The sequence below is a fragment of the Flavobacterium denitrificans DSM 15936 genome (genome assembly GCF_000425445.1).
In the GTDB taxonomy this organism is placed as follows: Bacteria; Bacteroidota; Bacteroidia; order Flavobacteriales; family Flavobacteriaceae; genus Flavobacterium; species Flavobacterium denitrificans.
Genome location: NZ_AUDL01000017.1, coordinates 1 through 21,398 on the forward strand (window position 1 = coordinate 1; position 21,398 = coordinate 21,398).

Sequence of the window (21,398 nt, forward strand, 5' to 3'; positions counted from 1 at the left end):
CTAATAATCCGTAAGCTTATGTACAAACTTTTCCCTCCGAGCAATCGGAGGGAGAGAACTTTCTAAAATATATTTACTTTTCTTTATCTCAGTATGTTAAGATATTGTTTTAATTATCAATTGTCAATTATCAATTATTAATTAAAAAGTTGCCCAAGCAACGAACGACCTTAAGGTGGTTATTGCGGCGGGGCTCACCTCTTCCCATCCCGAACAGAGAAGTTAAGCCCGCCTGCGCAGATGGTACTGCATCATTGTGGGAGAGTATGTCGTCGCCTTTCTTTTGAAAACCCTGTCCGTATCGGACGGGGTTTTTTGTTTTTGGGGTATTTGATGTTTTTTGGCAATATAGCCCTCAATAGTAAAGAATTGATATAAACTCTGTTTTATTTCATCTTAAGGAAAAGTGCTCGTAGCTGTATTTTTTTATCTAATTTTTTTATCAGATTCTTTCATGTTGTAATACTTTTCTTTATGTTTTAAGTTTTCGTAATACTATTTTTAGTTGTTAAACATTGTAAATATGTTCGTAAAATAGTATTATTATATAATTTTATATAGAAAAATTAAATGGATAGGCGGCTATTACTATGTAAGTTATTATTATGATGCTCATCAAAAAAATAATAATAGTAAGAAAGGTTAGCAAAAATGTCGAATAAAGATATTTTCCCTGCTGTAATCGTTTATAGGTTCTTCGGTATTTCCAATAGGATAAGATAATTGTTAAAGCTCCGGTTAAAACTAAGGCAATCCCTATAATTATTGTAAACCCATTTTTAGGAATATCGGTATCTTTAAATAAAGAAGCAGGAAGTTGATTTACAAATAAAGAGAATTTAACAATAACGAATCCGAACACCATAATTCCGATCCCGGTACGAATCCAAGATAATAACGTTCTTTCATTTGACATCTGTTCATTGATCATTTTTTTATTATCGCTTTCCATTGTTTTTTGTATTTAATTTATTCAGGTTTATGCATTAAAATTATGTACAGTTTTGAAAAATGATTTTACAACATATAGAATCAATTTTACAGAATATCAATCTTAAGTATTTTGAATTTGCAAAGCTCGCATATGAATCAAGAATTATAAACAGTTTAATTATTACATTTTACCAATTTATCTTGATTTTTCCTCCGCCAGAAATTTTATGTTCTTCTTGTTTTTCATTTTTATTTATAGATAGTATTAAAATGTTGTCTATCTATATTTGTGGTGATTTAATCTTCGATTTAAAGCGCATAATTATTTTTATTCCACTATTCTGAAAGCTTTCTTTAAATTATCTTGTTTTAATAGTGTTGTATTCATAGCTATTCAGTTTAAATTTCTTTTGTCTCACAAATTTCGCGCTCGAAACAAATTTGTTCCGAAGATTTATAATTATGGTGATCATTTGATTCTTTATTATTGTAAAATGATTTTAGAAATCTTGTAATCCTTGTTAGTCAAATATGCACGTTTGAGCATAGTGGCATGGCTTCATTGTCTTTTGAAAGAACGGTATCGTCATTATTGTTGCCATTTTGCTAATGTTGTGTTGGAATAGTAAATATGCTGCTGATTAAAATATTATAATAAAAATAAATCCTGAAAAGAATAGCTATTAAATTCTTTTTAGGATTTATTTTCAAGTTTTTATAAATGAAATCTAATAATCCTCATCGTCTTCATCGGCTTTTATTTCATCTAGTGTTCTTCTATTGGCATCATCATCATCATCATCATCGTCATCCTCGTACCTCATTTAAATCTTCATTAAGACCTTGTGCTATTGGAGCATTTTTTTTAAAAGGATCTGAAGTATTATTTTCGTCACTTGTATGTTTGTCATTTTGATAATGAAGAATGTCTCTCTGAATTGTCTTCATGTTGATTGATAGCAGGATCTTATTTTCTCTTGAAATAATATCTAGTTTAGTGTGTTAGTATTTGTTTTTCTATTCAGCAGCTGTAATATTTACAATATTCAAGGCGATATCGTTCAGTAAACAATCAGCCTCTTTTTCTTCTGCTAAAGTTTGAGTTAGCAATTTTGCGGCGTCATTTTCTCCTAAAGTTTTTGCAAAAGCACATAGTGTTCCATACGATGCAATTTCGTAATGCTCGATTTTTTGTGATGCAGCAATTATTCCAGCATCCCTAATAGCTCCAGGCGTTGTTTCTAGAAGAACATTGTCGCCTTCTTTCAATAATCCAGCCATTGCTTCACATTTTTTTCCTTGTGTTTTTTCGCCTATAAGTTCAAATACTTGATCAAGTCTTGCAACTTGATTTTCAGTCACAGCAAGGTGTTCAAGAATAATACTAGAAAGTCCGGCTGATGAAGCATTAGCAGCCATTTTAGGAAGGGCAGAAACGAGGGCATTTTCAGCCCAATAAATATCTTGCAAACTATCTAAGAAAAGTTTTCTCAATTCTGTTGCAGCATCTTTTGCAGGTGCTACGATTTTATCTTTATTGCTTTTAGCAGTTTTATTTTGGATTGGTTTTTCTGAATTTTTCATAATTATTTTTGTTTGATTAATTATATAGATTTTTTTCACGTTGCCAGAAACGATGCATTGTCATGGCAGTTATAAAATCCTGAGCAAATGTGGCCGAAGCAATTTCGTCAGTTATTACAATTCCCGGATCGTAATCTGTCATTTGCGAAACAAAAGGAGAGTTGCTGATTATTTTAGAAGCTTTTCCATCTGCCCCAATAACTTTGCAATGTTTATAAGCATCGTTTAAAAATTCAACTACTTCGTCATTTTTTTCTAAAGTTGTCAAATCTAATCCATGTGGTACGTAAATAGCATCAAATAAAACAGATGAAGCGGTTAAAAAACTGAAATTAGCAGAAAGATCACCATCAGAGTCTGTTTTGATTGATCCTAATCGAGGTGCCACAATACATGCTTTAGCATCTTCTTTTTTCAATGCATTTTTTAAATTTTTGACAGCAGCTTCAGAAACTCCATCGGAACAAATTATAGCTACTTTTCTTGAGGCAATAGTTGGAGAATTGGTTGGATTATTTACCATACTTAAGGCATCCGAAGATTCAACGGTAGATTCTATTGTTTGTGATTCTTGATTTCCGCCTTCATTTTCTGGCGAAACACCTTTGTTTAATGGCGTTTCAAGAATAGGAGGTATGATGGCTCCAAGTCCGTTGGCAACTTTTTCGGCCAGTTGTCGGTCGACTTGTGACAGTAGTCCAATCATTCTAATTCGTATTGCTGTTGTTTCAACTTTTCCAAGCTCAAAACGAAGCGCTTTTACAATATGGCTTTTTTCTTCAGCAGTTTGGCTGTTAAAAAATAATCTTGCTTGACCGAAATGATCATTAAAACTTTCGCTTCTCTCGCGCACTTTATGCGCATCAACACGTTCATTAAAACTTGCAAAACCTCCTTCAGCAATTTTAGCTTGATAAGGGCAACCTCCGCCTAGAGAATTCGGATGATAACTTACTCGGCCTTTGTTGATTTCTTGTCGCATATGGCCATCACGCTGATTATTATGAACAGGCGCAATGCTTCTGTTGATTGGTATTTCATGAAAATTTGGACTTCCTAATCGAGACAATTGTGTGTCTGTATAAGAAAATAATCTTCCCTGAAGCAATGGATCGTTCGTAAAATCGATTCCCGGTACTATATGGCCTGGATGAAAAGCAATTTGCTCCGTTTCTGCAAAGAAATTGTCTGGATTTTTGTTCAGCACCATTCGGCCAATAATAGTAATCGGAACGATTTCTTCGGGAACAATTTTGGTAGGATCGAGCAAATCAAAATTGTATTTGTTTTCATCTTCAGAAGGAATAATTTGAATGCCTAATTCCCATTCTGGAAAATTCCCCATTTCTATGGCTTCCCATAAATCTTCCCTGTGAAAGTCTGGGTTTTTTCCCGAAATTTTCTGTGCTTCATCCCAAGCGACTGCATGCGTTCCTAATTTTGGTTTCCAATGGAATTTTACAAAAACAGATTCTTCGTTTGAGTTAATTAATCTAAAAGTATGAACACCAAAACCTTCCATCATTCTGTAGCTTCGCGGAATAGCACGATCAGACATCACCCACATAATCATATGCATGGATTCTGGCATAAGCGAAATAAAATCCCAAAATGTGTCGTGGGCAGATGCAGCTTGTGGCATCTCGTTGTGCGGTTCAGGTTTTACGGCGTGTACTAAATCTGGAAATTTTGACGCATCCTGTATAAAGAACACAGGGATATTATTTCCTACTAAATCATAAACACCTTCCTGAGTATAAAATTTAACTGCAAATCCTCTTGCATCTCTAGCCAAATCTGTTGATCCTCTGGATCCCGCAACTGTCGAGAAACGAACAAATACGGGTGTCGTTTGTCCCATTTCTTGCAAAAAACCGGCTTTAGTCAATTCTGGAATTGGATTTGTAACTTCAAAAAAGCCGTGTGCGCCAGAACCTCGCGCATGAACAATTCTCTCTGGAATTCTTTCGTGATCAAAATGAGTAATTTTTTCTCTTAAAATAAAATCTTCTAATAATGATGGGCCTCTTTCGCCAACCTTTAGCGAATTATTATCGTCATTAATTTTGACTCCTTGATCTGTAGTCAAAAATTTATTCGTTCCATCGGATTTGTTTAGAGACAAATCGCGTTGTTTTTCGTCTTGAAAATTTTTCATAAATATTCCTATTTTTAATGATTTTAAAATACATTGTTTATCTTCTTTAAAAATAAAAGATATTCTAAGAATTAATTTACAGCATTGAAAATCAAAATTTTACAATTACCATATCTGAGAATTTAGATAATTTGAAAATTTGGTCTAACGTGCATACTCGCAATATCGCTACGTTCAAATTGAGCCAAATCGAAATAAAACACTCGAAGCAATGTCTTCGGCTTTCAACATTTTCATTTTTTTATTTTTCCCTGTTGCACATCCTTTGTTGCAAGTTGCATATTGCTGGTTAAGGTACCAGGCTCAATGTTAGCAACTTTTATTAAAGTGGATTAATTTCTTTAAGCAAGGCCTTGCTGAAATCTCTTATTGTTATTGCGGTTTTGAATCTACTAACTAAAATTATGATGGGTTTACAACTATTAATTATGCATTTTTATAGGATTGCATTAAGGTTCATTTTGATTTTCAAGTTTCTTGATAATCTTTTTGATATTGGCTCCTTTTGCTAAAACAGGCTTCCATAAATCGCCTTTTTTTTCAAAACGTTGCAGTACATTTTTTATCGTAAACTGTGACGGATGCAATTTTTTATTGACTTCATTCCACTCCAATGGTGTTGAAACAGTAGCTCCTTGTTTAGGACGGACAGAATAAGGCGCGGCCAAAGTTTGCCCTCTCCGGTTTTGCAGGTAATCAATATAAAGTTTTCGGTTTCTTTTTTTAATACTTCTTTCAATGGTGGTAATTTCAGGAATTCGGCTTTGCACTTCTGAAGCAATTAATTCTCCTAAAATTTTAATAGAATCATAATCATATTGCCCGCCAAGCGGAATATAAATATGAAGCCCCGTAGCGCCCGAAGTTTTGCACAAACATTCGGTTTCTAATTCATCCATGACTTGTTTTACTGTCAGAGCCGTTGTGATAACATTGCCAAAATCATTTTCATGAGCAGGATCCAAATCCATTACAAGCCAATCTGGATTATGAATTCTTTTAATTGTCGAATTCCAAGGGTTCATTTCAATGCAGCCAAGATTTGCCATATAAAGCAAAGTTTCTTTATCATTGCAAATCAGATAATCGATATTTTCATTGGTTGATTCTGAGAATATTTTTTTTGTTTTCAACCACGATGGCGTTTTGTCCAAATCAATATCTTTTTGATAAAAACTGGGCGCATTAATGCCATTGGGAAAACGATTGAGTGATTCTGGACGATTTTTTAAATAAGGTAAAATCAGTGGCGCAACTTCATTGTAATATTGAATAATATCGCCTTTTGTGATTCCGTCAGCAGGATAATATATTTTGTTTTGATTGGTTAAATGAAGTGTTCTTTTTCCAACCTTCAAATCATAATCATTTTCGGTTTTATATTCGTTTCGATCTTCCATTTTATTGGTTTTCTTAGTAATAGTATTGTTTTCTTGCAAAATAACTTCGCCAGCTTTTTTGTCAATTCGCAATCCGAGATAAACCGGATGTCTCAAATGTTTGTCTTCTGTCCATTCAGAATATTTTACTTGGCAAATCAATTTTGGTTTTACCCACTGAATTTTATCTCTTAAATGAATTTTGTCATTTACTGGCGATTTGTCAATAAAAAACGGCTCGAGTTTAGTATAAAGTTCTTTTAAAACCGATTCTGTAAAACCTGTTCCGCATTTTCCAATGTATTTCAAGATTTTGCCTTTGTATTGCCCGAGCAGAATGGCGCCAAAATATTTTCGGGAATTTTTAGGTTCTGTTATTCCAATAATAATTGCTTCTTCTTCGTTTGAAAGTTTAATTTTCAGCCAATTATTGCTTCTGTTTCCTATGGAATAAGAACTGTCGGCTTTTTTAGCTATAATTCCTTCACTTTTGTTTTTTTCAGCTTTTTCAAACTGTTTTATTCCGTCTCCAATAGTATGTTCGGAGTAGAAAATATTCGAAAAAGAATATTTGTTGAATAAGATTTTAAGAAGCTCTTTTCTGTCCAGCAATGACAATTCGGTTATCAGATTTCCATCAAGAAGAAGCAAGTCAAAAACATAATATTTTAGGTTCCCAATACCAGTTTTTAAATAGTTTTGCAGCATTTGAAAATCAGCTTGGCCAGAATTATTTTCAACTACAATTTCACCATCCAGAATTACAGTATGGTCTATTTTTTTTAATTCGTCTGCAATTGGCTTAAAATTAGTATTAAACGAAACTTCATTTCGGCTGAACAATTCTATTTTATTGGGATTGATAACCGCTACTGTACGATAGCCGTCGTATTTATTTTCAAAAATCCATTCATCGTTATCAAAAGGTTTTTTGATCGTATTGGCAAGCATTGGTTTGATAAATTCGGCTTTTATTTTTTTTGTTTTAGGCTTTTTTTTTACCGGTTCTTTTTCAGTTCCATTTTTTTCTGGTTTTGGCAGTATTTTTTCTGATTTTGCTTCTAATTCTTCCAAAGTTCGCTTAGAAATAACCGATTTGTTTTTCTCCAAAACTTCTGCATTCGTGGCGTATTTATCTTGTTTTTTAATCAAGAGCCACGCATTTTCTTGTTTTCCGTGAAGTTTTACAAGAGAAAATTCGCCTTTAAGTTTTTTTCCTTTTAATATAAAACTTAAACGTCCTTTTTTAAGATCAGCAATTAATTGTTTTTCGTCTGAAACTGTTTTTTCATCATAAGTATACGTTCCGTTATCCCAAACAATTACATTTCCGGCACCATAATTTCCTTCCGGAATTGTGCCTTCAAAATCTTTATAACTGTATGGATGATCTTCGACCATCATAGCAAGTCGTTTTATTTCAGGATCTAAAGACGGACCTTTGGGAACAGCCCAACTTTTGAGAACGCCATTCATTTCTAGTCTAAAATCATAATGCAAATGCGAAGCGGCATGTTTTTGAACTACAAAAATCAATTCACTTGCCGATTTTCCTATTTTTCCTTTCGGCTCACGCGTTTGCTTAAAATCTCTTTTTTCATTGTATTTAGATAATGACATAGCAGAGTTATTTTAAAAATGTTAGTGAAGTAGCCTCAAAAGGCATTGTAGTAAAATAAAATTTAGTAATAAATGCTTTTAAAAAGTCTACTTTCAAAGTTACTCGTAAGCCGTTGTTTTGAGTTATATTTTTAAAACTCCGAATTATATAATTTTCAGTATAACAAAGTAATAGGTGTCTTTGAGATGAAATCTAATGCATAATATTTTGAAGCTTTTGAAAACGATTATGTAAGAGTTCATCCTTTCATTTCGATTAATTTTAAATAAATTAAAATTTTACTGTTATGAAAACAAACAACAACAATCTGAAAGTCAATAAAAAAAGTGACTCAGATATTCGAAGCAACACAAGAAAACATGAGTATAAAGAGCATGATGAAGTTTTAACAAACGACGAAAATTATGACGATGATACGCATAAGTTTAAAGGCAAGGAAGAACCTGAATTTGACGATAAGTTAAACAATGAAGAAAAAAAGTAAAGCTTAAAAAGTCTCAAATATTTTAATTTGAGACTTTTTAATTTTATGTAAATCAAAATATTAGATTTTGTCTGAAATATGTTTTGCGACCTCTGCAAGTCGGTTCGAGAAGCCCCATTCGTTGTCGTACCAAGCGGCAACGGAAAGCAAATTCCCTTCTTTCGCAGTAAGCGGTAAATCAATAATCGAAGAGTGCGGATCTCCAACAATTCGGGCTGATGTCCATTGTTCTTCTAAAACATCCATAACGCCTTTTAAAGAACCTTCTGATGCCGCTTTTCTAAAAGCATTATTTACTTCTTCTACCGTACAGTCTTTTGTGGTCACTAAATTTAATTCGGCAATACTTCCAGTTCTGGTTGGAACTCTGTAGGCTTTTCCAGTAATTTTAAGATCGCTCCAAATAAACTGTAAAGCTCTAGCGGCACCAGATGAGGATGGAATTATATTTTCGGCTGCTGCCCAAGAATCGCGCCTGTCTTTCATTGGCTGATCTGTCAAGGATTGGGTATTGGTATACGAATGAACCGTTGAGAAAAGGCCATATTCAATTCCGAAATTTTCTTTGATTACTTTTACCACAGAAGCCAATCCATTAGTAGTACAGCTTCCCATACTGATGATTTTATGGTTTGCTGCATCAAATTCATCCAAATTAATTCCTTTTAAAAGCACAGCATCACAGTCGGCTAAAGATTTGCTCGGCGCGCTTACCAACACATATTTTGCACCTTTGTCAATATGTTTTTGTGCAAAATCCCGTGTAGTCGCACGCCCTGTACAATCTACAACGAGATCAATTCCTAATGCTTTCCAATCCGGAATATCTAATTTGGAATTCTTGTACGGAATTTTTCTGCCTCCAATACTAAAATTTTCATCTGCTGTTTTTACTTCTTCGTGCCATCTTCCATAATTGGTATCGACACTAAAAAGCGCTCCGAGCAAATCTATATCTTGAATGTCAGCAATGACTTCAGGAACAAAAAGATTGTTTTTTAAAGCCACGCGAAGAAATTGTCTCCCGATTCGGCCAAATCCGTATAATGCTATTTTTGCCATGGTATATTGATTTTAATGATTATTTATTTTGAGAATTTTATCTGTGCATATCGAAAAGCTAGTCTTTAAATTTAATATTAAATTATTGATTATCAATTTTTTAATATTAAATAATTTTTAATTTTTTTTAAGTAATGACAAAAAAAGGCTGTCTGGAAACAGACAGCCTTTTTTGCATCATGCGTTTGCGATTAGAGCACTTCAGTTTTACTTTTCTGAAATTTCTTTTAGTTTATCCATTGCTTTTGGATACGTACTGTTGAAATAATCCAAATATTCATCAATTGTATCCATATCTACGGTTACGGTTGTAACGCCGTTATTTTCCTCAAAAGTGTAATTTTCGTGTCCGCCGGCCCATTTTTCAACTTGTTCGCCTGTGGTTACTTCAGTATCTCCATCCAGAAAACCGTAATGACGAATGGAAACAAAATCAGCAGGCTTATTTTCCTCGATTTCCGAAACCATTCCGGCTTTTTTACCGTTTTCATCTGTTCCCACAAAACGGATTTTGCTTCCTTTTTCCCAACTGCCTTCAAAGGTAGAAGTGGGGTTAAAAGTGGCGACCCAATATTCGTAAGTGGCTTTGTCCTTTAAGCCGAGCATCGTTTCATATACTTTTTGAGCGGATGCATTTATTTCTTTTTTAAATTGTAATTTTTGCATGGCTTCTTTTTTTAGATGCTTAAAGTTACATAGTTATTCGATATATAAGTACTAAAATGCTCTACTATTGATTTCAATATACAGATAATCTTTATCAAAAAATTCAATGAAATAATCAATCGTTTGGCTTACAAACCATGGAATATTTGCAATCTTGACAATTCGGCATTTTTATAATTTTTTGACATAGCCAATAAATTCATCTCTTTCAATATCCACTGTCCACTAGCAGTTTTTCAAAATTTATTTGACGAATAGTTTTTTTAGTATCAAATTCTGAATCTATTTTTATACAAATATTGCAATACATCAGTAGATGTTTGTTGTTTTACCTTCGATATATTTTGTAAGTTTCTCGTATTCTTTTTTTTTGATATAATTTTCCATATATACATAATCAGGTTTCCCTTTTTTGTCTATTGGTAAAACTATTTTTTCTCGTTTAATTCGTTGATCATTAATTTCTCTATTGAAACTATATTTTTCGCTTAATCTTTTTGTAATGGTTGAAATAAATATATATATAAATTCATTGAAATTTGTATTCTCTAATTTTGTAATATGATCACTTGCAACATATTTAAAAGGTTGGAAAAATGTTGCACCAACACTTCCGCTATTTGCTAAAGAAAGACAATTGTCGAAAATTCTAACACTATCTTTATTACTTACAAAACCATCAACTCCGTTGTTTATTGCGGAAGATGACACATAAGGCATTAAACCTTTTACATGGTCTTCTTTTTTTAATCTTTTACCTCTTTGAATGACAGTAAAAATTTCATTAAAAAAAAATTCTCTCCATTCTTTATTTTCTATAGGTTCAACTTCTGTGAAATCTTTTACTTGTTCGATTCTTTTAGTAACATATGTGTGATATTTTATAAGTTTTTCTTTTTCTTTCTGTCTTATAAATTGCTCCATAAAAGTATAGTCTGGCTCACCTTGATAAACAGGTAAAATAATTTTATCTCTTTTTAATCGTTTTTCATTTCTTATGTAGCCGTAACTATATTTATTACTCTGATTATTGTTGATAGTTACTATAAATTGTCCTACATACTCATTTAAGAATTTAGAACGACCAATAGTAACATTATTTGAAGGGATAAAGCAATTTTTTTTATATACAGCATCTCCAACAGAACCTTCTCCTGTATTTATGAAAACTAAACAATTACCATTTTTTAAGTATTTAATATAATTATTATTTACAAAGCCAACATTACCATTATTTCGACTTGTTGCACCAACATAATCAATAGAGTATTCTTGGGATAATTCACTACTTAATGATTTATTTGACCCTTTCTCTATTTCGAAAATTTCCCCAATTTCAAACTCTTCCCATTCAACTTTTTTCAAATCCATGCTATTACTGATTTTCGTTAAATAAATATTCACGGTTTTGCATAATCATACTAAATTCAAAAGTAAGATAATCAGCTATTGTTTTTTCAAAATCACTTTCATTAGGTATTTCATCATTGAAGTAATAAAAAGAATGCAACCATTCGTCAGTAGGCTCAATAGTTGTTTTTACACAAAATTTTGTTTCAGCATCAATTCGGTTGAACCAAACATCTAATAGATGTTGTTTCTTGTCTTTAGCTTTTATAGTTTCAACTAAACCACGATGCTTTTGTACTTCGAACCCATCATTATCAAAATTGATAAATTTTACTTCTTTTTCTTTATAATGTGGTATTCCAGCTGTAAAAATAGCAATACAAGGGTTTGTCCCAACTCCATAAAAAGTATTTTTGTTGAGTGTGATAACGCCATCTAAAGTATGGTGTTTAAGAATATTTTCTTTGATTATTTGTTCTTCTTTTGTTTTTCCAACCATTGTAGATTGAGGAACAATAACGACAACTTTACCATCTTGAACAATCGAATTTAGAAGATGTTCTGTAAAATTAATTTCATATAAACTTGGATTGCTTTTACTTCCCATCGAATATGGCGGATTCATCATCCCCACCGTACAACCTTTTTCTTGCAATAAAGATGGATTGTATTTTAAAAAATCTTCTTGTTCTAAATTACTTTTTCCATCGCCACGCAAAATCATATTTGTCGTCGCAATGGTAAACATATAAGGTTGCAATTCTAAACCATGTAATTGGTTTTTACGTATATTTCTTTGTGTTTCAGGATGGTCTGTTTTTTGTAACATAACATGCATTGCGGCAATTAAAAACCCTGCAGTTCCACAACATGGGTCTAAAACTGAATCTGTAGGTTTTAGCTCTATTAAGTCGCAAAACAATTCTGTTACATGCTTTGGTGTCAAAATAATGCCTAGTGATTGCCCGTCACCGCCAGAATATGACATAAACTCTCCATAAAATCTACCTAAATAATCTTCCGCAGATTGTATGTGTTTTATGTTTTTGTAAATATTTTCGTATAGAAATTCTGTAAAGTGTTTTAAAGGCGTTTTTTTTAATCCTTCATTTATTTCATTGATAGCTTTCGTATCTTTTATGACTAAAAACTGACTTAATAATTTTTCTTTTTTTACTTGAGGCGAAACATTTGATCTTTTTAAATTCTTTTCAATCGCCTCATAAATTTTTTCGCCGTCTGTATTTGTTTCGTCTCCAATTAAACTTTCAATACTGAAACCTTTATGTTCCATTTCACGTAAAGCTAAAAGAATTCCTGAAACTATTAGTGGTTTATCCTTATCTTGAATACTTCCATAATTTCTTAAATCTTCATGAAGATTTTTCGCATCCTTTAGGACTTCTTCTGTTGTCTTATCTTCGGGTGTTTGCTCTTTTAAAATGTTTTTCGTATAGTACTCCTCAATATTTTTCTCATTAAAAAGTGTAAATGTTTCAACATCTTCAAGTTCCTTGTAGCCACCTCTTTCATCAATGAAAATTGGTGAAATTTTGTGTCGTTTTTCGTTACCAGAAACTCCAAAAACAATAAGCTTTTTATAGTTCGTATTTTTTGCTAAATGCTTTCCGTAAAACAAAGCACCATTAACAGCATAATTTTTTACGCTTATTGTGTCATTACAAATTAGACTTTTATCGTTTCGCTTTATATGAAGCGAGACATCTGCTTTATTTTCAATAATTAAAACGAAGTCTTTGACGATTCCACTGTATTCAGGAAAACCAACTCTTCCAGTTCCAGCTTTTGATGCTGATTTTAAAGCGTTGTCAATATCTTTTATGTTACTTCCTTGCGGATGTAAGTCAATATTTGCTTCTTTTAGCAATTCGTAAACCCATAAATCTGTCAATATTTCTTTCTTCGCCATTTATTTTATCAATTCGTTAATATCGCAAATTTAGAATTTTTATTTGTATTATTTGTTGGTTTATCAGTCGGTTTTGTGGTTTGTTACAATGACGTATAAATAAATTTATTGGTCTGATTGCATTTAACTAAGTCACCAAAATATATAGAGATAATCTAATAAAGGTCAGTTTGGGTATCATTCATATGTAAGATATTTTTTGTAATGAATTAAACCTCTTTTCGAATTTTAAAAAAAAAAGCCATCCCAATAAGGACAGCTTTTTCAAAAAATAGTTGTGATATTCGGGATAAACCCGGTTTAGTAAGCAATTAATCTATTTTAACCAAATGTGCTTCAATAGCTTCTCTTTGAGATTCGTATTGTGCAGGAAGTTTTAGGTTTTGACCTAATTCTTCTAAGCTTTCATCTACTGTAAATCCAGGATTATCAGTTGCGATTTCGAACAAAACGCCTCCCGGTTCTCTGAAATATAGAGAGTGGAAATATTGTCTGTCGATTTGTGGTGTGATCTGCAATCCGTAATCTGCAATTTTTTCGCGGAAATGCATCAAAATCTCATCATTTGCTACACGAAAAGCTACGTGATGAACTGTTCCGTTAGCATTCAAACCGCGTTTTTCATCTGCCAATTCAACCAAATCTACAATTGCTGCATTTTCTACAGCATCTGTAGCATAACGGTAACGGTTAACGTCTTGATCAATCAATTTATAACCAAATATTTCAGTTAAAATAGCAGCAGTTGGCTTGATGTTATTTAACGTCAAAGTAATGTTATGAAAACCTTTTGTTGCCACATCAGCTTTTACTTCGTCAGTTTCCCATGCTTTTCGGTTGTCTTCGGTTTTAGATTCGATTAACTCTAATTTCAATCCGTCTGGATCTAGGAAAGTCAAATATTTTTCTCCGAATTTTTCGGCCGGTTTATTATAGATTACATTGTATTGATCGAAACGTTTTTGCCAGAATTCCAAGCTTCCTTTTGGAACAGAATACCCAATTTCAGTTGCCATTCCAGAACCTTTTCTTCCTTGTTGAATTCCTTCCCCCCAAGGGAAAAATGTCAAGATTGTTCCTGCACTTCCTACTTCGTCACCAAAGTAAAAGTGATACGTTCCTGGATCGTCAAAATTCACTGTTTTTTTGATGAATCTTAATCCTAAAATGTTTGAATAAAAGTTGAAATTACGTTTAGCGTCACCTGCAATTGCAGTAATATGGTGCAAGCCTAAAATTTTATTTTCCATGGTATTTTTATATTAAATTGTTGTTTGATTTTCTTATACAAATTTACGTCCGTTATGCTTCTGCATCGATTAACCTAGATTAAGAAATAAAAAGACACTAAATTTTCGTGTGCAAGTGTATATCCAAATAATATTCCACTTGATTTAAAGCTTTATTTATCAGGGTTTATGATGTAAAAGTCGTTATTTGATTATACGATATATCGTAATTTTATGATTTGGTACTGCCATATTTAGAAAATGGAACGTAATTTAATTGAGCCTATTTCTTAAATTTACGCTGTTACTACATATAAATACCGCCAAAAACTTTTATGGAAAAGCCTATAGACAAAACTGCCATCATAATGAAACGATTGCAGGAAAGAGAAAAAGAACAATTATTGATTTTGTCTATTTGCTCAGCGCTATCTCAGGCTTTATCAAAAAAAGATTTTGGCGAAATTCTATCTGGAATCGTAAAAGAAAATTTGCAGTTTGAGGATTTGGTTTTGGCTTCTTCCAAGGAAAATGAAAGCGATTACCATATTTTTTATTCTTCTTTAGAAAAAAATGCGGAATCTAAAAAATATGTTTTAAACGACGGTTTTTTTGATCGTTGTCTGGATTCAGCTGATTCAGTTGTTTTTGATTTAAAAGCTGAAAATCAAAGAACGCCAGATTATATTCAAGCGTCCCTTAAAAAAGGTTCTAAAAACGGAGTCGGAATTGGTCTTCCTTATTTAAAAGGAAATCGCAATGTGCTTTTTCTTTTCTTTAAAAATGCAAAAACGTTTGACAGAGCATCTAATAGAATTTTGCGAGGAATTGCAATGCAGTTTTCTATTACTATTCAAAATATTGTTTTAAAGCATCAATATGAAAATACTATCGCTGAATTGAAATTGCTGAAAAGTAAGTTTTCAGAAAAAAATGAGGAGCTTATTAATCTAAAAGATGAAGGTTTTCATGGAATTGTAGGAAACAGCGAGGCAATGCAGAATGTTTATGAATTGATTTCAAATGTAGCAACTTCGCCTTCTACAGTTTTGATATTAGGCGAAACGGGTACAGGAAAAGAGCTTGTTGCCAGCGCGATTCATAATTTATCGCCGGTTTCTAATAACAGAATGATAAAAGTAAACTGTGCTTCAATTCCTGAAAATTTGATTGAAAGCGAATTATTCGGGCATGAAAAAGGAGCTTTCACGGGAGCCACCGAACGTAGAATAGGGAAATTTGAGCAAGCAGAAAACAGTACTATTTTTTTAGATGAAATAGGAGAATTGCCATTAGAACTGCAAGGAAAACTGCTTCGTGTTTTGCAGGAAAGAGAAATTGAACGAGTTGGCGGAAATAAATCCATCAAAGTAAATGCTAGGGTAATTGCCGCAACGAACAAATCACTAGAAAAAGAAGTTGCCGAAGAACGTTTTAGAAGCGATTTGTATTATCGTTTGAATGTTTATCCTATTTTATTGCCAGCTTTGCGCGAACGTAAAAATGATATTGAAGTGCTGGCAAATTTTTTTTTAGAAAAACATTCGAACAGGATAGGCAAGAGGATAAAAGGTTTTTCGAAAAAAGTACTCAACAAAATGCTTGCGAATGCATGGCAGGGAAATATACGAGAGCTGGAAAATATGATCGAACGAAGTGTTTTGTTTGCGAAAAGCGACACGATCAAAGAAATGACTTTTACTGAAATTTTTATAACAGAATCGGATATTCCAGTATCTGAATTTCAAATTAAAACGTTGCAAGAGGTAGAAAAGGAGCATATCTTGAAAGTAATCAAAAAATGCAACGGACGAATTTCTGGTCCACAGGGAGCGGCAGTTTTATTAGGAATCCCGCCAACAACACTTGTTTCACGAATGCAAAAATTAGGTATTAAAAAAGAGTATTTCTTTTGATTGGTTGATTTTCCAAATCTGATTTCCTTTTTTATAATTTTATAAAAATAGATTTTCGCAGTTTTGGTTCAAGGTTTTTTGTTTTGTGTCCTTTTCCTGTAGTGTCTTCTACCAATAAAATTGAGCCGGTATTAAAAGTCCGTTTCTCTCCTAAAGAAGTTTCGATTTCCACGCCGCCGTCGAGTAAAACTATATACTGACGGTCGGGCGCATTATGAAAATCGTAATCATAAGAAGGATTTACTTCTCTAAAAACAATAGATTTAACAGGTTCATCATCAGATAAAAAACCGATATCGCCATTGTTTTTCAACGGAACTTCAAAGTCTTCAAAATGACTTTCTCCGTTGTTGTCGCTGTAAACTCTTGTGATTGTAATCATTATTTTTTATTGAATATCAATGCATTTGCGCAATCTACTTCGTCTTGACTAATGGTATGCCCCATGTTTGGATAGATTTTTTTTATAACATTTGCCCCCATTTTTTCCATAAGCGCTTCAGTATCATTTACTCTTTCTACCGGAACGTGAAAATCAGGATCACTTGTGCCAATAAAAACAGGAGTATTTTCGAAGTTTCCTGAATAATGATTTTCGTAAACTTTATCGCCAATCAATCCGCCTGTAAAGGCTACAATGCCACCGTATTTTGCTGCATTTCTGGTTGTGAATTCCAAAGCAAGGCAAGCTCCTTGAGAAAATCCCAAAAAATAGATATTCTCTTTTTCGATTCCGTTTTGTTGAATTGCCACTACAACTTGATGAATCGCCTCTAAAGATTTTGAAAAAGAAGGCTCATTTTCATTAAGTGGAGCTAAAAATGAATAGGGATACCAAGTTCTGTTTTCTGCCTGAGGAGCAACTAATGCAAAATCTTTTACATTTAGATGTTTGGCAATCGAAAGAATATCATGAGCGCCAGCACCACGGCCATGAATCATAATTAAAGCTTTTTTTGCTTCACCTAAAGTGATTCCGTCTGTTAAAATATCTGTATTCATACGTTGTGTTTTAATTTTTGTTTTGACAAACTTTGCAGAAAATACTTTACTAATAATTAATTATTTCTTCCAAATATCTTCATACTCATCTGGATGTCTCTTGAATTGTGCATGCACGTAAGGACAAAGCGGTAAAACCTTCAAATTATTGGCACGAACATAAGCAACCATTTCTTCTAAAAGTTTTTTTGCATAGCCTTTTCCTTCGCCTTCTGGTTCAATTCCTGTATGGTAAACAGTTAGCAAATCTGGTTTAATGCTCACAGTCATTTCACCAATTTTTTTATCGTCAACATAGAGGTTAAAAGCGCCATGTTTTTTCTCGTCTAATTCTAATTTTATTGTTTCCATGTTTTTTTTTATCTTAGTTTAGAACCACAAAGTTCGTTAAACTAACAGTTAAGTCTTCTTAATGTAGATTAATTATATCCTTGTTTTATGCCTAATTTTTTCATTTTTGAAAACAAAGTCTGAGGTTGCATTTTTAATAATTCTGCCGCACCACCAGCACCAGAAACTTTTCCTTCACACAGAAAAAGGGCATTCATAATATGTTCCTTTTCCATTTCTTCCATCGATTTCATTTTTCCTGAATTTTGTTCAACTGTAGCCAGAATGTTTTTAGGAAGATCAAATTTTTCAATTTCGTTTGTTCTGGCAAGTAATACATTCCTTTCAATTAAATGTTCCAATTCGCGGATATTTCCCGGCCAATCGTATTCTTTTAATTCTTCTAAAGCTTTCTCACTTATGCTGTTGACATTTTTTCTAGAACTTGATGCATATTTTTTCAGAAAATAATAGGCAAGGGGTTCAATATCTTCTTTGCGTTCTTTTAGGGTTGGCAATTGAATCGGAAATACATTTAGTCGATAATATAAATCAAGTCTGAAACGTCCTTCGGCAACTTCTTTTTCCAAAGATCTATTGGTTGCGGCTATAATACGAACATTAATTTTAATGGTTTTATTGCCTCCAAGACGCTGAATTTCTTTTTCCTGCAATACGCGTAATAATTTGACTTGCGAATCGAGTGGCAATTCTCCAATTTCATCTAGAAAAATAGTTCCCTCATTTGCCTGTTCAAATTTGCCAATTCGTAAAGCATTTGCTCCCGTAAAAGCGCCTTTTTCATGCCCAAAAAGTTCCGATTCGATCAAGGAATGTGGCAAAGCCGCACAGTTTACCACGACAATTGGATTTGATTTATGCGCCGAAAGTTCGTGAATGGAATGTGCAACTCTTTCTTTGCCTGTTCCGCTTTCGCCTAAAATCAAAACAGAAGTTTCAGCTGGAGCGACAAGTTTGATTTTTTCGATTACTTCATTCAAGAGCGGACTTTTGCCAACAATCCCTTCAATTTCTTGATGTTCTTGATCGTTGTGAATTTCGACTAACGTTTCTTTTTCCTCATTAAATCGATATCTGGCAATGTCAAGCATTACGATCAAATCTTTTTCGCGGAAAGGCTTAACCATAAATCCATATGGATGTGTTGCCTTTACTGCTTCAAGCGTGCTTTGATTGGTATTGGCAGAAATGTAAAGAAAAGGCAATTTCAGTTTTCGGAGCTCCCAAGCGAGATCAATTCCCGTAAGCGTTCCTTTGAGTATAATATCTAGAAGCACCCAATCAGGTTGTTTTTCTTCAATTAATTTTCGGGCCTGAATTACAGAGGAAGCAATGCCTACAATTTGATAGCCAGCTTTTAGCAACATGATTTTTAAATCATTAGCAACAATAAATTCATCCTCAACAATTAATATTTTCTCTTTCATTGTTTTACTGATGTAATTTCTGAATCTTCAACAACAGTTTCAAATTCAGTATTTCTGTTGAATGTGATTTTTATCTTCAATCCATTATCATTTTTCATTTCAAAAGTTCCGTCAATTTGAGCGCTTAAGCCTGTCATTAAATTCATTCCTAGTGAATCTCTTTCGGCATGATTGAAATTTTCAGGCAAACCAACTCCATTATCTGAAATGATAAGCTGGTAATTATCTCTTTCACTATTTTTGAAAGAAATAAAAATTTCGCCTTTTCGGTCTAATGGAAAGGCATATTTGATCGCATTGCTGATTGCTTCATTTATAATTAATCCCAGTGGAACGGCCTGTGCAACATCCAGACAGGTATTTTCGATTTCTAAAACAAAATTTATTTTTCCGTCCGTATCATAACATTCTTTCATGTAATTGATCAATTCATAAATATACCAAGACATATCGATATTTGAAAGATTGTCAGACTGATACAATTTTTGATGAATCAAAGACATGGCATGCATTCGGTGTTGGCTGTTTTGAATCGCCATCAAAGCATCTTCATTGTCCAAATAAGCTGATTGTGTGTTTAAAAGGCTAATAACAATTTGAAGATTATTTTTTACGCGATGATGAATTTCTTTCAAAAGCCACTCTTTTTCAATAAGCATTTTTTTGTTTAGCTCATTTTGCTCATTAATTTGCTGACGCTGGATTTCTAACGCTTCGTTTTTCTTCTTTTTTAATCTAAAACTATTGTACAAAAGGCCCAGAATAAGAATTAAAACCAAGACGCTTCCAATAAAGACATATTTTACAACATTATCTTTCTGAATTTGAATTTGCTGTACTTTGGCTTGTTGTTTTAGCAGTTCAATATTTTTATCTTTTTTATTGCTTTCATATTGTACTTGAAGACTGTTGATCTGTCTGTTCGTTTCACCTTTGTAAATAGAGTCTAAAATGTTTTTATGAAGCTGATAATGTTTAATGGCGTCGAGATATTTTCCTCTTGATGAATCTGCTTTAAACCAGATAAGGTAATTGTCTGATAGCATTATCGTATTTTTTGCTGTTGTTGCGAGCGAATCTAAGCGATGAAGTAATGGGTATAACTCATTATAGTTTTTTAACTGATAATGATAACGGACAAAACTTCTCAGAATCGGCAATCTGTTTTCGGCTTTTTTTTCGGCATTTTTGCCATAATAAGCTACCAGTTTATTATAGTATACTGTGGCTTTTTCATTATTATTTAGAACTCGGTAAATACCAAGAAAAAGGTAATTTTCTTTTATCTGCCTCTCCTCATCATAAGAAGGATAATTAACCTGCATTTCTTTTAAAATTTTGAGGGCATCATTTCCTTTTTTCTGCAAAATAAATACCGAACAAAGATTATCGCCAATTACTCTCACATAGTCCGTGCTTTTATGTTTTTTTGCTATTTCCAGACCCTTATAAAAATATTCCGCTGCATTATTTTTTTTTTGAAGGTTAAGATATGCCATTCCAACATGATTGTAAATAGCACTTAGTTGTAGTGAACTATCACGTAATTTCAAAGCTGTTTTTTCTGCTAAAAGTGCATACTTTAAAGCATCTTCAAAATTTCCCGTATGGGTATAACCATCTGAAAAGAGATTATAGACGCCTTGCAAATGAGGAAATTTTATCGATTTATACAAAACAAGCGATTCTTTTAAAATCGTAAGACCTTTTTCTGGATTGTCATTCATTAAGTATAATTCGCCAATTTCTTTGGTAACGTCTGCCTGTTTTTCTATTGCTCCAATCTTTTTTAAAATTGGCAATGCCATTTCTTTGTATTTAATTCGCTGTTCAAGCGATTCGCCATACATAGCAAGTTCCAAGTAAGCATCTGCCTGCAGTTCTGTTAAATTGTTTTTTTGAGAATAAGCTAGAATTTCCTGTGCCTTTTTTAAGCCGTTTTTTGAATCTCCTTTTTCTCTCGTAATTTGAGCATCAAGAAGAATTGATTTTCCAATTCCGTTTTTATAATGCAAACGAGTACTTAATTGTCTTGCTTGTTTGTTTATTGCTTCCGCTTGATCTAGATCCACTTTGTATTCGTGGTCTTTGTTTAGATAATAAGCGCTTAAGAGCAGTTGTAAATCAACTTTCTGTGAATCATTTTCCGCGGCAGCAATTCTTAATTGAAGTTCTTTCGGATTTTTCTTCAACTGCGCATTAATTTGCATGTTAAAGAACAGCAGCAAAAACAATACACATAAAACTTTGATGTGGTTTTTGGTAACAATAAAAGGGATGAAATTCATTTTTTAAAGATACTATAT

General features: G+C 32.9%; 17 protein-coding genes and 1 rRNA gene. 3 read left to right on the top strand and 15 right to left on the bottom strand.

Annotated features, from left to right (window positions below):
• Positions 1-171 precede the first annotated feature (171 nt).
• Positions 172-281: ribosomal RNA gene (gene rrf / locus H600_RS0111120) — 5S ribosomal RNA — on the top strand.
• 272 nt (positions 282-553) lie between these two features.
• On the opposite strand, the gene H600_RS0111125 is transcribed toward rrf, so the two are convergent.
• The 5 genes from H600_RS0111125 to ligD form a co-directional block, all read right to left on the bottom strand.
• Entirely contained in the window at positions 554-952 is a 399-nt protein-coding gene (locus tag H600_RS0111125) for a YidH family protein (protein WP_026728853.1), read from the bottom strand.
• 788 nt (positions 953-1,740) lie between these two features.
• A complete protein-coding gene (locus tag H600_RS22880; protein ID WP_157509906.1) occupies positions 1,741-1,881 on the bottom strand; it encodes a hypothetical protein in 141 nt (46 codons plus the stop codon).
• Between the two features lie 69 nt (positions 1,882-1,950).
• On the bottom strand, positions 1,951-2,517 hold the full coding sequence (locus H600_RS0111140; RefSeq protein ID WP_026728854.1) for a YciE/YciF ferroxidase family protein: 567 nt from the start codon (positions 2,515-2,517) through the stop codon (positions 1,951-1,953).
• Between the two features lie 16 nt (positions 2,518-2,533).
• Complete coding sequence (locus tag H600_RS0111145; protein ID WP_026728855.1) at positions 2,534-4,675, bottom strand: catalase; 2,142 nt, start codon at positions 4,673-4,675, stop codon at positions 2,534-2,536.
• 449 nt (positions 4,676-5,124) lie between these two features.
• On the bottom strand, positions 5,125-7,674 hold the full coding sequence (gene ligD / locus H600_RS0111150) for a DNA ligase D (protein ID WP_026728856.1): 2,550 nt from the start codon (positions 7,672-7,674) through the stop codon (positions 5,125-5,127).
• 287 nt (positions 7,675-7,961) lie between these two features.
• Between ligD and H600_RS0111155 the strand changes: the two genes are divergently transcribed.
• A complete protein-coding gene (locus H600_RS0111155) occupies positions 7,962-8,159 on the top strand; it encodes a hypothetical protein (RefSeq protein ID WP_026728857.1) in 198 nt (65 codons plus the stop codon).
• 60 nt (positions 8,160-8,219) lie between these two features.
• On the opposite strand, the gene H600_RS0111160 is transcribed toward H600_RS0111155, so the two are convergent.
• From H600_RS0111160 to H600_RS0111180, 5 genes are all read right to left on the bottom strand, one after another.
• Positions 8,220-9,221, bottom strand: a complete 1,002-nt coding sequence (locus H600_RS0111160) for a type I glyceraldehyde-3-phosphate dehydrogenase (protein WP_026728858.1) — start codon at positions 9,219-9,221, stop codon at positions 8,220-8,222.
• A gap of 207 nt (positions 9,222-9,428) precedes the next feature.
• Positions 9,429-9,887, bottom strand: coding sequence for an SRPBCC family protein (locus H600_RS0111165; protein WP_026728859.1), 459 nt, complete (start codon positions 9,885-9,887; stop codon positions 9,429-9,431).
• 309 nt (positions 9,888-10,196) lie between these two features.
• Entirely contained in the window at positions 10,197-11,258 is a 1,062-nt protein-coding gene (locus H600_RS0111170; protein ID WP_026728860.1) for a restriction endonuclease subunit S, read from the bottom strand.
• A gap of 4 nt (positions 11,259-11,262) precedes the next feature.
• Positions 11,263-13,167, bottom strand: a complete 1,905-nt coding sequence (locus H600_RS0111175) for an HsdM family class I SAM-dependent methyltransferase (RefSeq protein WP_026728861.1) — start codon at positions 13,165-13,167, stop codon at positions 11,263-11,265.
• A gap of 311 nt (positions 13,168-13,478) precedes the next feature.
• Positions 13,479-14,417 carry a ring-cleaving dioxygenase gene (locus H600_RS0111180; RefSeq protein WP_026728862.1) on the bottom strand — a complete coding sequence of 313 codons (939 nt, stop codon included), beginning with the start codon at positions 14,415-14,417 and terminating at the stop codon, positions 13,479-13,481.
• Between the two features lie 314 nt (positions 14,418-14,731).
• Here H600_RS0111180 and H600_RS0111185 point away from each other — a divergent pair, with 314 nt between their 5' ends.
• Positions 14,732-16,312: a sigma-54 interaction domain-containing protein gene (locus H600_RS0111185; protein ID WP_026728863.1), complete on the top strand. Its 1,581-nt coding sequence runs from the start codon at positions 14,732-14,734 to the stop codon at positions 16,310-16,312.
• A gap of 31 nt (positions 16,313-16,343) precedes the next feature.
• Here the strand turns inward: H600_RS0111185 and H600_RS0111190 are convergent, their stop codons facing one another.
• The 5 genes from H600_RS0111190 to H600_RS0111210 form a co-directional block, all read right to left on the bottom strand.
• The gene (locus H600_RS0111190) at positions 16,344-16,694 is read right to left on the bottom strand and encodes a cupin domain-containing protein (RefSeq protein ID WP_026728864.1); all 351 of its coding nucleotides are present in this window, start codon (positions 16,692-16,694) and stop codon (positions 16,344-16,346) included.
• Positions 16,694-17,314: an alpha/beta hydrolase gene (locus tag H600_RS0111195; protein WP_026728865.1), complete on the bottom strand. Its 621-nt coding sequence runs from the start codon at positions 17,312-17,314 to the stop codon at positions 16,694-16,696. The genes H600_RS0111190 and H600_RS0111195 overlap by 1 nt, the downstream gene beginning before the upstream one ends.
• Before the next feature lie 60 nt (positions 17,315-17,374).
• The gene (locus tag H600_RS0111200; protein ID WP_026728866.1) at positions 17,375-17,665 is read right to left on the bottom strand and encodes a GNAT family N-acetyltransferase; all 291 of its coding nucleotides are present in this window, start codon (positions 17,663-17,665) and stop codon (positions 17,375-17,377) included.
• 68 nt (positions 17,666-17,733) lie between these two features.
• Positions 17,734-19,092: a sigma-54-dependent transcriptional regulator gene (locus H600_RS0111205; RefSeq protein WP_026728867.1), complete on the bottom strand. Its 1,359-nt coding sequence runs from the start codon at positions 19,090-19,092 to the stop codon at positions 17,734-17,736.
• On the bottom strand, positions 19,089-21,380 hold the full coding sequence (locus tag H600_RS0111210; RefSeq protein WP_026728868.1) for a histidine kinase dimerization/phosphoacceptor domain -containing protein: 2,292 nt from the start codon (positions 21,378-21,380) through the stop codon (positions 19,089-19,091). Before H600_RS0111210 ends, H600_RS0111205 begins: the two co-directional genes overlap by 4 nt.
• Positions 21,381-21,398: the final 18 nt, after the last annotated feature.

What these genes read in the sequence shown, in the direction of transcription:
- H600_RS0111195 (WP_026728865.1), bottom strand. Translation starts at nt 17,314, where the DNA reads ATGAATACAGATATTTTAACAGACGGAATCACTTTAGGTGAAGCAAAA.
- H600_RS0111125 (WP_026728853.1), bottom strand. Translation starts at nt 952, where the DNA reads ATGGAAAGCGATAATAAAAAAATGATCAATGAACAGATGTCAAATGAA.
- H600_RS0111165 (WP_026728859.1), bottom strand. Translation starts at nt 9,887, where the DNA reads ATGCAAAAATTACAATTTAAAAAAGAAATAAATGCATCCGCTCAAAAA.
- H600_RS0111180 (WP_026728862.1), bottom strand. Translation starts at nt 14,417, where the DNA reads ATGGAAAATAAAATTTTAGGCTTGCACCATATTACTGCAATTGCAGGT.
- H600_RS0111210 (WP_026728868.1), bottom strand. Translation starts at nt 21,380, where the DNA reads ATGAATTTCATCCCTTTTATTGTTACCAAAAACCACATCAAAGTTTTA.
- H600_RS0111160 (WP_026728858.1), bottom strand. Translation starts at nt 9,221, where the DNA reads ATGGCAAAAATAGCATTATACGGATTTGGCCGAATCGGGAGACAATTT.
- H600_RS0111140 (WP_026728854.1), bottom strand. Translation starts at nt 2,517, where the DNA reads ATGAAAAATTCAGAAAAACCAATCCAAAATAAAACTGCTAAAAGCAAT.
- ligD (WP_026728856.1), bottom strand. Translation starts at nt 7,674, where the DNA reads ATGTCATTATCTAAATACAATGAAAAAAGAGATTTTAAGCAAACGCGT.
- H600_RS0111155 (WP_026728857.1), top strand. Translation starts at nt 7,962, where the DNA reads ATGAAAACAAACAACAACAATCTGAAAGTCAATAAAAAAAGTGACTCA.
- H600_RS0111170 (WP_026728860.1), bottom strand. Translation starts at nt 11,258, where the DNA reads ATGGATTTGAAAAAAGTTGAATGGGAAGAGTTTGAAATTGGGGAAATT.
- H600_RS0111145 (WP_026728855.1), bottom strand. Translation starts at nt 4,675, where the DNA reads ATGAAAAATTTTCAAGACGAAAAACAACGCGATTTGTCTCTAAACAAA.
- H600_RS0111190 (WP_026728864.1), bottom strand. Translation starts at nt 16,694, where the DNA reads ATGATTACAATCACAAGAGTTTACAGCGACAACAACGGAGAAAGTCAT.
- H600_RS0111185 (WP_026728863.1), top strand. Translation starts at nt 14,732, where the DNA reads ATGGAAAAGCCTATAGACAAAACTGCCATCATAATGAAACGATTGCAG.
- H600_RS0111200 (WP_026728866.1), bottom strand. Translation starts at nt 17,665, where the DNA reads ATGGAAACAATAAAATTAGAATTAGACGAGAAAAAACATGGCGCTTTT.
- H600_RS22880 (WP_157509906.1), bottom strand. Translation starts at nt 1,881, where the DNA reads ATGAAGACAATTCAGAGAGACATTCTTCATTATCAAAATGACAAACAT.
- H600_RS0111205 (WP_026728867.1), bottom strand. Translation starts at nt 19,092, where the DNA reads ATGAAAGAGAAAATATTAATTGTTGAGGATGAATTTATTGTTGCTAAT.
- H600_RS0111175 (WP_026728861.1), bottom strand. Translation starts at nt 13,167, where the DNA reads ATGGCGAAGAAAGAAATATTGACAGATTTATGGGTTTACGAATTGCTA.